The 12,596-nt window shown below is 74.4% G+C and carries 10 protein-coding genes; 6 read left to right on the plus strand and 4 right to left on the minus strand.

What is annotated here, in order from left to right; all coding sequences use genetic code 11:
* Window positions 1–204 precede the first annotated feature (204 nt).
* The 6 genes from cutA to E0L36_RS03195 all read left to right on the plus strand — a co-directional run bounded on the left by cutA (window position 205) and on the right by E0L36_RS03195 (window position 9,366).
* Window positions 205–537, plus strand: a complete 333-nt coding sequence (cutA, locus tag E0L36_RS03170) for a divalent-cation tolerance protein CutA (protein WP_180927310.1) — start codon at window positions 205–207, stop codon at window positions 535–537.
* 202 nt (window positions 538–739) lie between these two features.
* Entirely contained in the window at window positions 740–2,230 is a 1,491-nt protein-coding gene (locus E0L36_RS03175; protein ID WP_180927311.1) for a deoxyguanosinetriphosphate triphosphohydrolase, read from the plus strand.
* Between the two features lie 399 nt (window positions 2,231–2,629).
* Complete coding sequence (locus E0L36_RS03180) at window positions 2,630–3,889, plus strand: FAD-dependent oxidoreductase (RefSeq protein WP_180927312.1); 1,260 nt, start codon at window positions 2,630–2,632, stop codon at window positions 3,887–3,889.
* A gap of 183 nt (window positions 3,890–4,072) precedes the next feature.
* Window positions 4,073–5,818 (plus strand): pyruvate dehydrogenase, encoded by a 1,746-nt coding sequence (locus E0L36_RS03185; protein ID WP_180927313.1) that lies wholly within the window; start codon window positions 4,073–4,075, stop codon window positions 5,816–5,818.
* Window positions 5,819–5,894: 76 nt separating this feature from the next.
* Window positions 5,895–7,838 (plus strand): DNA primase, encoded by a 1,944-nt coding sequence (dnaG, locus tag E0L36_RS03190; RefSeq protein ID WP_180927314.1) that lies wholly within the window; start codon window positions 5,895–5,897, stop codon window positions 7,836–7,838.
* A 382-nt stretch (window positions 7,839–8,220) separates the two neighbouring features.
* Window positions 8,221–9,366 carry an RNA polymerase sigma factor gene (locus tag E0L36_RS03195; RefSeq protein WP_219636264.1) on the plus strand — a complete coding sequence of 382 codons (1,146 nt, stop codon included), beginning with the start codon at window positions 8,221–8,223 and terminating at the stop codon, window positions 9,364–9,366.
* A gap of 15 nt (window positions 9,367–9,381) precedes the next feature.
* Here E0L36_RS03195 and E0L36_RS03200 read toward each other — a convergent pair whose 3' ends face one another.
* The 4 genes from E0L36_RS03200 to E0L36_RS03215 all read right to left on the minus strand — a co-directional run bounded on the left by E0L36_RS03200 (window position 9,382) and on the right by E0L36_RS03215 (window position 12,535).
* Window positions 9,382–10,809: an FGGY family carbohydrate kinase gene (locus E0L36_RS03200; protein WP_180927316.1), complete on the minus strand. Its 1,428-nt coding sequence runs from the start codon at window positions 10,807–10,809 to the stop codon at window positions 9,382–9,384.
* Between the two features lie 186 nt (window positions 10,810–10,995).
* Entirely contained in the window at window positions 10,996–11,526 is a 531-nt protein-coding gene (locus E0L36_RS03205; RefSeq protein WP_180927317.1) for a hypothetical protein, read from the minus strand.
* A gap of 203 nt (window positions 11,527–11,729) precedes the next feature.
* On the minus strand, window positions 11,730–12,308 hold the full coding sequence (locus tag E0L36_RS03210; RefSeq protein WP_180927318.1) for a Clp protease N-terminal domain-containing protein: 579 nt from the start codon (window positions 12,306–12,308) through the stop codon (window positions 11,730–11,732).
* A 2-nt stretch (window positions 12,309–12,310) separates the two neighbouring features.
* Window positions 12,311–12,535: a hypothetical protein gene (locus E0L36_RS03215; protein WP_180927319.1), complete on the minus strand. Its 225-nt coding sequence runs from the start codon at window positions 12,533–12,535 to the stop codon at window positions 12,311–12,313.
* Window positions 12,536–12,596: the final 61 nt, after the last annotated feature.

Below are 12,596 nucleotides of genomic sequence, written 5' to 3' on the forward strand. Positions count from 1 at the left end.
ACCGGCCGCGTCCCGCGCCATCCCGCCCGACCCGCACGGGACATCCCCGCTGGACGGAGGAGCGCGCCGGGCCGGGACGCTCCACCGGGACGGATGGTCCCCAACACCCGTGCGGGGGGCGGGAGCTGAGGCCGGGGTGTCCGAGGGGCCCGTGCGGTCCGGAAGAGCGCGACCGGTGGCCCGGTGGCGGCTACGGTGAACCGTATGGCCGACATCCTGACCGTGCTGACCACCATCGACAGCGAAGCGAGGGCCAACGACCTGGCCTCGGGCGCGGTGGAGCGCCGCCTCGCCGCCTGCGCGCAGATCAGCGCTCCGGTGACCTCCGTCTACCGCTGGGACGGCGCCGTCCAGCGGGACCCCGAGTGGCAGGTTCTGTTCAAGACCAGCGCCGCCGGGTACGACGCGCTGGAGGCGTACCTCCGAGAGGCGCACGACTACGACGTGCCGGAGATCATCGCCACCCCCGTGACCCGGGGCAACGTCGACTACCTGGCCTGGGTCGCCCAGGAGACCGGCTCCGCCCCCACCGGCTGAGGCCGGCCGGTCGCCCCACCGGCCGACACCGGCTGGCCCCGCCTCCCCGCCTCCCGTCCCACCGGCCGGGACGGCCCCGCGACGGCCCCTCCCCCCGGCCCCTCCGGTGACGGCCGGTCACGGAGTCCGCCCGGCGCGGCTCGTCGCGAGGCTGGCGGACGCCGGAGGGCCGGGTTGGCGCGGTGGGGTTACGGTCGGCGGTATGCGCCCAACGTCCACTCCGGAAGCCGGAGAGCCGCCGGGTGGTGGCGGCCGGGCCGTCCCCGCCAGCGGGGCGCCGTCCGGCGCCGGGGCCGAGGGGCCGGTGGGCCCCGCCTCCGGCTACGCGGCGGCCGACGTCGAGCGCTGGGTCCCGGAGCCCGACAAGCGCCCGGGGCGTACCGCCTTCGAACGGGACCGGGCGCGGGTGCTGCACTCGGCGGCGCTGCGGCGGCTGGCGGGCAAGACCCAGATGGTCGCGCCGGGCTCGGGGGGCGGCGGTCCCGGAGACGCCGACGACGCGGTGGACGCCGGACACGGGGCGGCCGCGAGCCGGATCTGGGACGCGGCGCCGCGCACCCGGTTGACGCACTCGCTGGAGTGCGCCCAGGTGGGGCGGGAGCTGGGCGCGGCGCTGGGCTGCGCCCCGGACCTGGTGGAGGTGGCCTGTCTCGCGCACGATCTGGGGCACCCGCCGTTCGGCCACAACGGGGAGCGCGCGCTGGCGGAGATCGCGGAGCCCTGCGGTGGATTCGAGGGCAACGCGCAGTCGCTGCGGCTGCTCACCCGGCTGGAGCCGAAGCGGTTCAGCCCGGAGAGCCCCGGAAGCCCCGGGAACCCCGGCGGTCCGGAGAACCCCGGCGGTCCGGGCGGCGGCGCGGGGCGGCGTTCGGTGGGGCTGAACCTCACCCGGGCCGCCCTGGACGCCGCCACCAAGTACCCCTGGTTCCGGGGCGGGGACCCGGCCGATCCGGAGTCCGCCAAGTTCGGGGTGTACGCGGACGACGGCGCGGTCTTCGCGTGGTTCCGGCGCGGAGCCCCCGCCCACCGGCGTTGTTTCGAGGCGCAGGTCATGGACTGGGCGGACGATGTGGCCTACTCGGTGCACGACGTGGAGGACGGGCTGCGCGCGGGCTATCTGGACCCGGCGACGCTGCTGTCCGGACCGGAGCGGCGGGCCGTCTTCGAGGTCGCCGTCGCGCGGTACGCGCCGGACGCCGACCGGGAGGAGCTGGGCGCGGCCCTGGACCGGCTGCTCGCCCAGGACTGGTGGCCCCACGGCTACGACGGCACGGCGCTGGCGCAGGCCCGCCTCAAGGACGCGACCAGTCAGCTGATCGGCCGGTTCTGCGTGGCGGCGGAGCGGGCCACCCGCGCGGCCTTCGGCCCGGGCCGTCTGACGCGGTACGCGGCGGACCTGGTGGTGCCGCGCGCGGTGCGGCTGGAGTGCGCGGTGCTGAAGGCCGTCGCCGATCTGTACGTGATGCAGCGGCCGGACCTGGAGCGGCTGCGGGCCGAGCAGCGGGTGATCCTCGCGGAGCTGGCGGAGGCGCTGGCCGAGCGGGCGCCGGAGGGGTTCGACCCCCGGTTCCGGGAGCTGTTCCAGGCCGAGGCGGCGGACGGGGCGGCTGCGCGGCTGCGCGTCACCGTCGACCAGATCGCCTCGCTGACGGACGCCTCGGCCCGTTCGCTCCACCGCCACCTGACCGCGTGAGCGCGGCTGGCCCGTCCGCCGGGAGCGCCACGCCACCCGTCCGGGGGCGTACGGGGGCGCACGGGTGCGTGCGGGTGGGCCGCCCGGGACGGCGGACCGGCGGCCGGGGCTCTGGGGCTCCGGGCGAGGGACGCGCTGTGCTCGTGGTGCGGTGCCCGTGTCAGGGAGCGATGGTGCGGGGCTGTTCGTTCCGGGAAGGGGATGTGAGGGCGCTGCCCTCTTCCCCGCCCGTGCTCTTCCCGCGCACCCCGTGATGCGGGACGCTCACCCGTGGGCCCGAACAGGGCACGCACGGGGCACACACGGTGCACGCACGGTGCACGAACAGGGCACGAACGGGCACGAAACGGGGACACGGAAACTCAACCGTCGGGGGACGCGTCAGCGAGGAGGCATCAAGTGGTCGACGCACACCGGACGTTCGTCATCGTCGGTGGAGGTCTTGCCGGAGCGAAGGCGGCCGAGACCCTGCGTGCGGAGGGCTTCACCGGGCGGGTCATCCTGATCAGTGACGAACGGGACCATCCCTACGAGCGGCCACCGCTCTCCAAGGGATACCTCACGGGGGTCGACGCGCGCGACAGCCTCTTCGTCCACGAACCGGCCTGGTACGCCTCCGCCGACATCGAACTGCGCCTGGGACAGCCCGCCGTCCGGCTGGACCGCGCCACCAAGACGGTGGTGCTGGGAGACGGCGCCCGGGTCCGCTACGACACGCTGCTGCTGGCCACCGGCGCCGAACCGCGCCGCCTGGACGTGCCGGGGACCACCCTCGCCGGGGTCCACCACCTGCGGCGGCTGGCACACGCGGAGCGGCTGCGCGGGGTGCTGGCGGCGCTCGGCAAGGAGAACGGTCACCTGGTCATCGCGGGTGCCGGGTGGATCGGCCTGGAGGTCGCCGCCGCCGCGCGGTCGTACGGCGCGGAGGTCACCGTGGTCGAGCCGGAGCCGACGCCGCTGCACTCGGTGCTGGGGCCGGAGCTGGGCACCGTCTTCACCGACCTGCACCGGGAACACGGTGTCCGCTTCCACTTCGGGGCGCGGCTGTCGGAGATCGTCGGCGAGGACGGTCTGGTGCACCACGTCCGGACGGACGACGGGGACGAGCACCCGGCACACGACGTGCTCGCCGCGATCGGCGCCGCCCCACGCGTGGCGCTGGCCGAGGCCGCCGGGCTGGAGCTGGCGGAGGGCGGGGTGGGCGGTATCGCGGTGGACGCCTCGCTGCGCACCTCCGATCCGGACATCTTCGCGGCGGGCGACGCGGCGGCGGTGCGGCATCCGCTGCTCGGGGAGCGGCTGCGCGTCGAGCACTGGGCGAACGCCCTGAACAGCGGACCGGCGGCGGCCCGCGCCATGCTCGGCGAGGAGGTCAGCTACGACCGGGTGCCGTACTTCTTCTCCGACCAGTACGACGTCGGTCTGGAGTACTCCGGCTACGCCCCGCCCGGCGCCTACGACCAGGTGGTGTGCCGGGGGGACGTGAGCAAGCGGGAGTTCGTCGCCTTCTGGCTGCGGGAGAACCGGGTGCTGGCCGGGCTGAACGTCAACATCTGGGACGTCACCGGGCCGATCCAGCGGCTGATCCGTGGTGGCGCAGAGGTGGACCCGCTGGCGCTGGGCGACCCGGCGGTCCCGCTCGACTCGCTGGGCGACTAGCCCGCCCGCGCCCGCGTCCGCCCACCCCGCCCGCGTCCGCCCGCCCGGGAAGCCGTCCCGGAGCGGGGCGGGCGGGGCCCCGCCGGGTCGGGCGACTGCCACGCCCACCGCGCGCGTTTCCCCACAAAAGGGATACGTTGCCTGCGGGGTCGCGGAGCGGCGGTGCGAGCGGAGGACGCGGCGATGGCCAGGCAGACGGTGGCGGAGCAGTTCGTGGAGACGCTGGTGCGCTCGGGCGTGCGGCGGCTGTACGGGGTGGTGGGCGACAGCCTCAACCCGGTGGTCGACGCGATCCGCCGGAACTCCGAGATCGACTGGGTCCAGGTGCGTCACGAGGAGACGGCCGCCTTCGCGGCCGGTGCCGAGGCGCAGCTCTCCGGGCGGATCACCGCCTGCGCGGGCTCCTGCGGCCCCGGCAACCTGCACCTGATCAACGGCCTCTACGACGCGCACCGCTCCATGGCCCCGGTGCTGGCTCTCGCCTCCCACATCCCGAGCAGCGAGATCGGTTCCGGGTTCTTCCAGGAGACCCACCCCGACCAGCTCTTCCGCGAGTGCAGCCACTACTGCGAGCTGGTCTCCAACAAGCGGCAGATGCCCCGGGTGCTCCAGACCGCCATCCAGCACGCGGTGGGGCGGCAGGGCGTCAGCGTCGTCGTGCTGCCCGGGGACATCGCCGCCGAGAGCGCCACCGAGAGCCCCGAGGAACACGCGATCGTCACCGTCCGCCCGACGGTCCGCCCCGGGGACGCGGAGATCGACGCGCTGGCCCGCATGATCGACGAGGCGGAGCGGGTCACACTGTTCTGCGGCAGCGGAACGGCCGGGGCGCACCGCGAGGTCATGGAGTTCGCCGAACGCGTCAAGTCCCCGGTGGGGCACGCCCTGCGCGGCAAGGAGTGGATCCAGTACGACAACCCGTACGACGTGGGCATGAGCGGGCTGCTGGGCTACGGCGCCGCGTACGAGGCGACCCACGAGTGCGATCTGCTGCTCCTGCTGGGCACCGACTTCCCGTACACCGCGTTCCTGCCGCAGCGGAACGTGCGGACGGTGCAGGTCGACGTCCGCCCGGAGCACCTGGGCCGCCGCTCGAAACTGGACCTCGCCGTCTGGGGCGACGTGCGCGAGACACTGCGCTGCCTGACGCCCCGGGTGCGGCCCAAGACGGACCGGCGCTTCCTCGACCGGATGCTGAAGCGGCACGCCGACATGCTGGAGGGCGTGGTCAAGGCGTACACCCGGAACGTCGAGAAGCACACCCCGATCCACCCGGAGTACGTCGCCTCGGTGCTGGACGAGGTGGCGGCCGACGACGCGGTGTTCACCGTCGACACCGGGATGTGCAACGTCTGGGCCGCCCGCTACCTCACCCCGAACGGCAGGCGCCGGGTGATCGGCTCCTTCACCCACGGCTCGATGGCGAACGCCGTGCCGCAGGCCATCGGTGTCCAGCTGCTGGACCGGGGACGGCAGGTCATCTCGATGTCCGGGGACGGCGGCTTCGCCATGCTGATGGGCGACTTCCTCACCCTCGTCCAGTACGGGCTGCCGGTGAAGGTGGTGGTCTTCAACAACTCCTCGCTGGGCATGGTCGAGCTGGAGATGATGGTGGACGGCATGCCCGCCTACGGAACGGGCCTGCGGAAGACGGACTTCGCGGCGATCGCCCGCGCCGCCGGCGCGCACGGGGTGCGGGTCGAGAAGCCCAAGCAGCTGCGGGACGCGCTGCGCGAGGGCCTCGCCCACCAGGGCCCGGCCCTGATCGACGTGGTCACCGACCCCGGCGCGCTGTCCATGCCGCCGAAGGTCACCCGGGAGCAGCTGAGCGGCTTCGCGCTGTCGGCCGGGAAGACGGTGCTGGACGGCGGGGTGGGCCGGATGGTGCAGCTGGCCCGCTCCAACCTGCGCCACATCCCCCGCCCCTGAGCGGTCCCTGACCCGTCCCGTTCCGGGCGGCGGACCGTGCGCGGGGGGTGCCGGGGGCGCGCCGTAGACTTCCCACGTGGCTGGGAGGATCAACGACGAGGACGTGAAGGCGGTGCGGGACGCCGTCCCGATCGACGCCGTGGTCTCCGAGTACCTCCAGCTGCGGCCCGGGGGCGGCGGCAACCTCAAGGGCCTCTGCCCGTTCCACGACGAGAAGTCCCCCTCCTTCCACGTCAGCCCCAGCAAGGGCCTGTACCACTGCTTCGGCTGCCAGGAGGGCGGCGACACCCTCGACTTCGTGATGAAGCTCGACCACCTCTCCTTCTCCGAGGCGGTGGAGCGGCTGGCCGCCCAGGCCGGGATCACCCTGCGGTACGAGGAGGGCGGCTACGGCCGCGCCAGCCAGCAGGGCGAGCGCACCCGCCTGGTGGAGGCGCACCGGACCGCCGCCCAGTTCTACACCGAGCGGCTGGCCGAGGCGGAGGCCGAACCGGCCCGCCGGTTCCTGCGCGAGCGCGGCTTCGCGGAGCCCGCGTTCGAGCGGTTCGGCCTCGGGTACGCCCCGGCCGGATGGGACCACCTCACCCGGTTCCTGCGCGGCCGCGGCTTCAGCGACAAGGAGCTGCTGCTCTCCGGCCTCGCGCAGGAGGCGCGGAACGGCCGCCCCATCGACCGCTTCCGGGGGCGGCTGCTCTGGCCGATCCGGGACATCACCGGCGAGGTCGTCGGCTTCGGCGCGCGGCGGCTGCGGGAGGACGACAGCGGCCCGAAGTACCTGAACACCCCCGAGACCCCGATCTACCGCAAGTCGCAGGTGCTGTACGGCATCGACCTGGCCAAGCGGGACATCGCCAAGGCCAACCGGGCCGTCGTGGTGGAGGGCTACACCGACGTCATGGCCTGCCACCTGGCGGGTGTCACCACCGCCATCGCCACCTGCGGCACCGCCTTCGGCGGGGAGCACGTCAAGATCCTGCGCCGGGTGCTGATGGACAACGCCCAGTCCGAGGTGATCTTCACCTTCGACGGGGACGCGGCCGGTCAGCAGGCCGCGCTGCGCGCCTTCGAGGACGACCAGAAGTTCGCCGCCCGCACCTCCATCGCCGTCACCCCCGGCGGGCTCGACCCCTGCGACCTGCGCCAGGCCGAGGGGGACGCGGCGGTGCTGAAGGTCGTCGAGGACCGCTCGCCGCTGTTCGACTTCGCGATCCGCTCGACCGTCGCCCGGTTCAACCTCGACACGGCGGAGGGGCGTTCGGCCGCCCTGGAGGAGGCCGCGCCGGTCGTCGCGCGGATCAAGGACGTGGCGATCCAGCACGAGTACGCGGTCCGCCTCGCCGGGCTGATCGGCATCCTCGACACCCAGTTCGTCGTGCGGCGGATCGCGCAGCTCGCCCGCTGGGCCCGGGAGCGGCAGTCCAGCGGCCAGCACGGCCAGCACGGGGCGCGGCGGGCCGCGCGGCCGGGCGGTGGCGCCCCGGCGCCCGCCGCTGAGCGGGCGGCCGCGCCGCCGCCCAGCGGTCCCGCGCTCCATCTGCGCAGCCCCGCCCACCAGGTCGAACGCGAGCTGCTGAAGCTGGCGTTGCAGCGCCCGGAGCTGGTGGCCCCCGCCTTCGACGCGTACGGCGCGGACGAGTTCACCGCCCCGCCGTACGCCGAGGTGCGGCGGGCCATCGAGTGGGCCGGTGGGGTCGAGGAGGCGGAGCGGGAGCGCGACTTCCTCACCCGGGTGCGCGAGGCCGCCGCGGACGACGCGGCGCGCACCCTCGTCACCGAGCTGGCGGTGGAGCCGCCGCGGATCTCCCGCCGGGGCCGCGAACCGGACCGCGAGTACGCGGGAACGCAGCTGGTCGCGGTGCGGCTGGCCGCCGTCCAGGCGCGCCTCGCCGAACTGGAGGGCTCCGCCCGCCGCTTGGAGGCGCAGCGGGAGCTGGAGCGTTCGGCGGAGGTACGCCGGGAGATCTGGACCCTCCAGCAGTACGGCATCGCGCTGCGGGAGCGGGGCGCGGCGGCGCTGTAGCGCCCGCCCGGCCCTGTCCGTTCGGCCGGTCCGTCTCCACCGTCCCTCGCCCGGCCACCGCACGCCCCGTCGTCTTCGGCCGCCGGAGGGGTGGTGCGGCCGGGGCCCGCGTGCCGGGAGGGGCGGGGGACGTGGAGGAGGTCGTCCCACGTGTCCGTCCGTGCGCACGGGGTCACCGTTTATCCCAAAAACTGGGCGCACGCCTCTCGTGGCGGGAGTGTGCTGTCCCCCACACTGGTGAGCGGTGCCTGAGTCCTCGGAACGGGGCGGTGCTGGCCAGGAGGGGCCGCAGTCCCCCGTCGATCCGCACACGACGCGATGGTCCCCAAAGGACGGAGCGCGGCACGGCCGTTTCCGCCCCCGCCGCGCGCGCCGCCCCCAACTGGCCGCGATCACACTGGAGGTCGCCCCCGTGCAGACCCGGACCCTGACAGCCGGTGCCCCCGCGGCGCCGACGACGCCCGACGAGCCGACGACCGGAACGCCCCCGCACGGCGCGGGGCGCTCCCCGGCGGGGGAGTCCGTCCGGATCGACGCGGTGCCCCGGCAGGGCGGGCCGCCCGGGATCGAGAGCGAACCCGACGCCGCGGCGCGGCAGCGGGCCGCGGCGCCGAACGGCACCTCCGCCGACCTCTTCCGGCAGTACCTGCGGGAGATCGGCCGGATTCCGCTGCTCACGGCGGCGGAGGAGGTCGAGCTGGCGCGCCGGGTGGAGGCGGGCCTGTTCGCCGAGGAACGGCTCGCGCACACCCCCGACCTGGACCGGCAACTCGCCCTGGACCTCGACCGGTTGGTGGTCCTGGGCCGGATGGCGAAGCGGCGGCTGATCGAGGCGAACCTGCGGCTGGTCGTCTCCGTCGCCAAGCGGTACGTGGGCCGCGGGCTGACCATGCTCGACCTCGTGCAGGAGGGCAACCTCGGCCTGATCCGGGCCGTGGAGAAGTTCGACTACGCGCGTGGCTACAAGTTCTCCACCTACGCGACCTGGTGGATCCGGCAGGCGATGTCCCGCGCCCTGGCCGACCAGGCCCGGACGATCCGGGTCCCGGTGCACGTCGTGGAGCTGATCAACCGGGTGGTGCGGGTGCAGCGGCGGCTGCTCCAGGAGCGCGGCAGCGAACCCACCGCCGAGGAGGTCGCGGTGCAGCTCGACCTCTCCGAGGAGCGGGTGAGCGAGGTGCTGCGGCTGGCGCAGGAGCCGGTGTCGCTCTCCGCGCCCGTCGGTGAGGAGGAGGACGTCCACCTCGGCGACCTCATCGAGGACGGCGACGCTCCCTCCCCGGTCGAGTCCGCCGCGTTCCTGCTGCTCCGGGAGCATCTGGAGGCGGTGCTCTCCACGTTGGGCGAGCGGGAGCGGCGGGTCGTGCAGCTGCGGTACGGGCTGGCGGACGGACGGCCGCGCACCCTGGAGGAGATCGGGCGGCTCTTCGGGGTGACCCGGGAGCGCATCCGCCAGATCGAGTCCAAGACCCTCAACAAGCTCCGCGAGCACGCCTTCGCGGAGCAGCTGCGCGGCTACCTCGACTGACCGCCAGGCGCCCGGTCAGGCGCCGTTCGTCGGGGCGGTGGCGGCGAACGCGCCCGGGTGGGCCTCCTCGCGCACCGTCACGTACTGCTGCCGCACGGCCTGTCCGACGGCCAGCTCCTCGCCGGGTTCCAGAGTGCGGCCGGTGGGCTCCGGCCAGCGCGGCGGCTCCCCGCCCCCCGCCAGTGACCAGGCGGCCTGCCGGGCCGCGCCGATCGCCGCGTAGTCCGCCGGGTCGGCCACCACCACGGGTGCGCCGAACAGCGCGGGCGCCGCGGCCTGCACCGCGGGCAGCCCCGCGGCCTGGCCGAGCAGGAAGATCCGGCGTACCTCGACGCCGCGTCCGCGCAGCACGTCCAGCGCGTCGGTGAGTCCGCAGAGCATGCCCTCGACGGCCGCCCGGGCGAGGAACTCCGGACGCATGCTCTCCCGGCGCAGACCGTGCAACGACCCGGCGGTGTGCGGGAGTTCGGGGGTGCGCTCGCCGCCCAGGTAGGGCAGGAGCACCAGGCCGGAGGAGCCGGGGGTGGAGCGCAGCGCCAGTTCGGACAGCCCGTCCAGGTCGGTGCCGAGCAGTTCGGCGGTGCCGCGCAGCACCCGGGTGGCGTTCAGCGTGCGGACCACCGGCAGATGGTGGCCGGTGGCGTCGGCGTACGAGGTGATGGTGCCCGTCGGGTCGGACAGCGCCTCGTGGTGGACGGAGAACACCGAGCCGGAGGCGCCCAGTGAGATGACCGCGTCCCCGGCGCCCACGCCCAGCCCGAAGGCGGCGGCCATCGTCTCGCCGGTCCCGGCGGAGATCGCGATGCCCTCGGGGGACTCCCCGCCGACCTCCTGTGGGCCGAGCACCTCGGGCAGCGCCACCTGGTGGCCGAGGGCCAGTTCGACCAGGTCGGGGCGGTAGGCCCCGGTCCGCGCCGACCAGTACCCGGTGCCGGAGGCGTCACCTCGGTCGGTGACGCGGCGGGCGGGGCGGCCGAGCAGCTGCCACACCAGCCAGTCGTGCGGCTGCATCACCTCGGCGACCCGCGCGGCCGTCTCCGGCTGGTTCCGCGCCAGCCAGCGCAGTTTCGACACCGGATGGGCGGCCTGCGGCACCGCGCCGACGGCCTCGGCCCACGTCCCGCGCCCCCCGAGCGCGTCCACCAGGTCGGCGGCGGAGGTCTGCGCGCGCCGGTCGTTGCCCACCAGCGCCGGGCCCACCAGCTCGCCCTGGGCGTCCAGCGCGACCACGCCCTGCTGCTGCGCGGAGACGCCGATGGCGCGTACGTCGGCGAGCTGTCCGTCGCTCGCCGCCTTGCCCAGGGAGACCAGCCAGGACTGCGGGTCTTCCCGGTCCTCGGGGTGCTCGGCGTGGCCCTGCCGGATGACGGTGCCCGTCTCCGCGTCGCAGACGACGATGCGCGTGAAATCAGCTGAACTGTCCAGACCGGCGACTATCCCCATGGCGGAATGATGCCCTACGCCCACCCCCGGCCCGCCACCCGGTCACCGGTCCCCGCCACCCGGCCGACGGCTCGTCCCACCCCGTCGACGGGCCGTGCCGCTGACCGACGGGCCACGCACGGACCGGGGGCCCGGCGGCCGTGGGAGACGGCCGCCGGGCCCCGGTGTTCAGCGGGGGAGTCCGCTTCAGCAGCGGGTCTCCGAGGACGCCTGGTGGGTCTGCGGGTCGCCCGCCGGACGCAGCTCACCGAAGCCGCTGGTGCAGTCCGCGACGGTGTCGCTGCCCGAGGACCAGAACTCCTGCCGGTCGGTCGCCTTCCAGCTGCGCTTGCCGTGCACCGTGTCGTCCTCGTCGCTGTACACGCCGACGCTCACGTCGTACGGCTCGGCGCCGTCCCTGAAGTCCTCCCACACCCACAGGTAGCCGTAGTTCTCCTGGCACTCCTTGGAGTAGAACTGCTTCACCGAGGCGATGGTCTTGCCGTCCTTGGTGATCAGGCCGCGCTCGCCGATCTCGGTCGCGTCATCGCACACCCCGGCCTCCTGGGCCAGCTTGCTGCTGGGGTTGCCCTCAGGAGAGGGGGCGGCGCTCTTCGCGGCCCGGTCCGACGGGGCCGCCGTCTCGCCGCTTCCCGCGTAGGCCGCCCCGGCGGGCACGAGGAGGGCGGCACAGGCCGCGGCCACGACAGCACCCTTGGTGTAGCGCATGGAACGCATCAGAGTTTTCCCCTTCATTGGCATTCATCGGCGATCGTCAGCTCTTCCGGGTATGTGTCACCGTTCGTCCCCCAGTACTGGCGTTCAACGGATTTCATCAGCCCGTGGCGGCATCAGCTCGCTCGATTGGTCATATCCGAGGCATGCGGCTCATGCCCGGATGTCCAGTGAGACCCACGAGCCCGCCGGGGGGTTGTACGCCATCACGCGGCGGATCGCAGATCGGCCAGGACCAGTTCGCGAAGGTCCGCCGGGACGACGCCGAGCCGGTCCAGCACCGCCCGCCCGGCCGGGTCCTCGGCGCGCGGCGCCGCCAGCACCCCCAGTACCCCCAACACGACGTGTTCCACGCCGATATGCCGGTCCCGGCGCCCCTTCGCCTCCTCCAGCGCCCGGCGCAGGGCCCGCTTCGCCGGTGGGGCGAAGGGCAGATGGCCGCGGGGCGCCCGGGCCGGGGCGGGCCCGTTCAGGGCGCCGGGGCCGAAGGTGGCGTCGGCGTGGGCCCGGACCGCCTCCAGGTCGATGCCGAGGCCGCGCAGCGCCTCCGCGTCCGCCTCGCCGAGCGCGCCGCTCTCGGCGTCCGCGACCTCGGTCACCGCGGTACGGCAGGCGGCGCGGGTCACGCCGATCCGGGCGAGGGTGGCCGCCCCCGGCTGCTCCGGGTCGTGCAGCGCGGCCAGCAGCAGGTGTTCGGTGCCGATCCTCCGGTGTGCCAGGGCGCGGGCCTCCTCCTGGGCCACGACCACCAGGTGACGTGTCGTGCTCGCGAACCGTTCGAACATGGCTACCTCCGTGCGTGCTTCTTGTGTACGGCCTGCCTGCTGACTCCCAGCGCGGTGCCGATCTCGTCCCACGACCAGCCCTGGCGGCGGGCGTTGTCGACCTGGAGGGCCTCCAGTCGCTCGGTGAGCCGGCGCAGGGCCGCGACGGCGCGCAGTCCCGTTCCCGGGTCGCGACTGGCGGCCGCCTGCGCGGTGTCCACGGCGTCTCGTGCTTCGGGCACTGTCATGCCGTCAACCTAAGATGACACCAGCGTCGCCGTCAATCAAAGTTGACAGAGGTGGTGTGCC

The sequence above is a fragment of the Streptomyces sp. AJS327 genome (assembly GCF_013450295.1).
Classification (GTDB): Bacteria; Actinomycetota; Actinomycetes; order Streptomycetales; family Streptomycetaceae; genus Streptomyces.

Coding starts and splice junctions, on each gene's coding strand:
- cutA (WP_180927310.1), top strand. CDS start 205: ATGGCCGACATCCTGACCGTGCTGACCACCATCGACAGCGAAGCGAGG.
- E0L36_RS03175 (WP_180927311.1), top strand. CDS start 740: ATGCGCCCAACGTCCACTCCGGAAGCCGGAGAGCCGCCGGGTGGTGGC.
- E0L36_RS03185 (WP_180927313.1), top strand. CDS start 4,073: ATGGCCAGGCAGACGGTGGCGGAGCAGTTCGTGGAGACGCTGGTGCGC.
- E0L36_RS03200 (WP_180927316.1), bottom strand. CDS start 10,809: ATGGGGATAGTCGCCGGTCTGGACAGTTCAGCTGATTTCACGCGCATC.
- E0L36_RS03205 (WP_180927317.1), bottom strand. CDS start 11,526: ATGCGTTCCATGCGCTACACCAAGGGTGCTGTCGTGGCCGCGGCCTGT.
- E0L36_RS03210 (WP_180927318.1), bottom strand. CDS start 12,308: ATGTTCGAACGGTTCGCGAGCACGACACGTCACCTGGTGGTCGTGGCC.
- E0L36_RS03215 (WP_180927319.1), bottom strand. CDS start 12,535: ATGACAGTGCCCGAAGCACGAGACGCCGTGGACACCGCGCAGGCGGCC.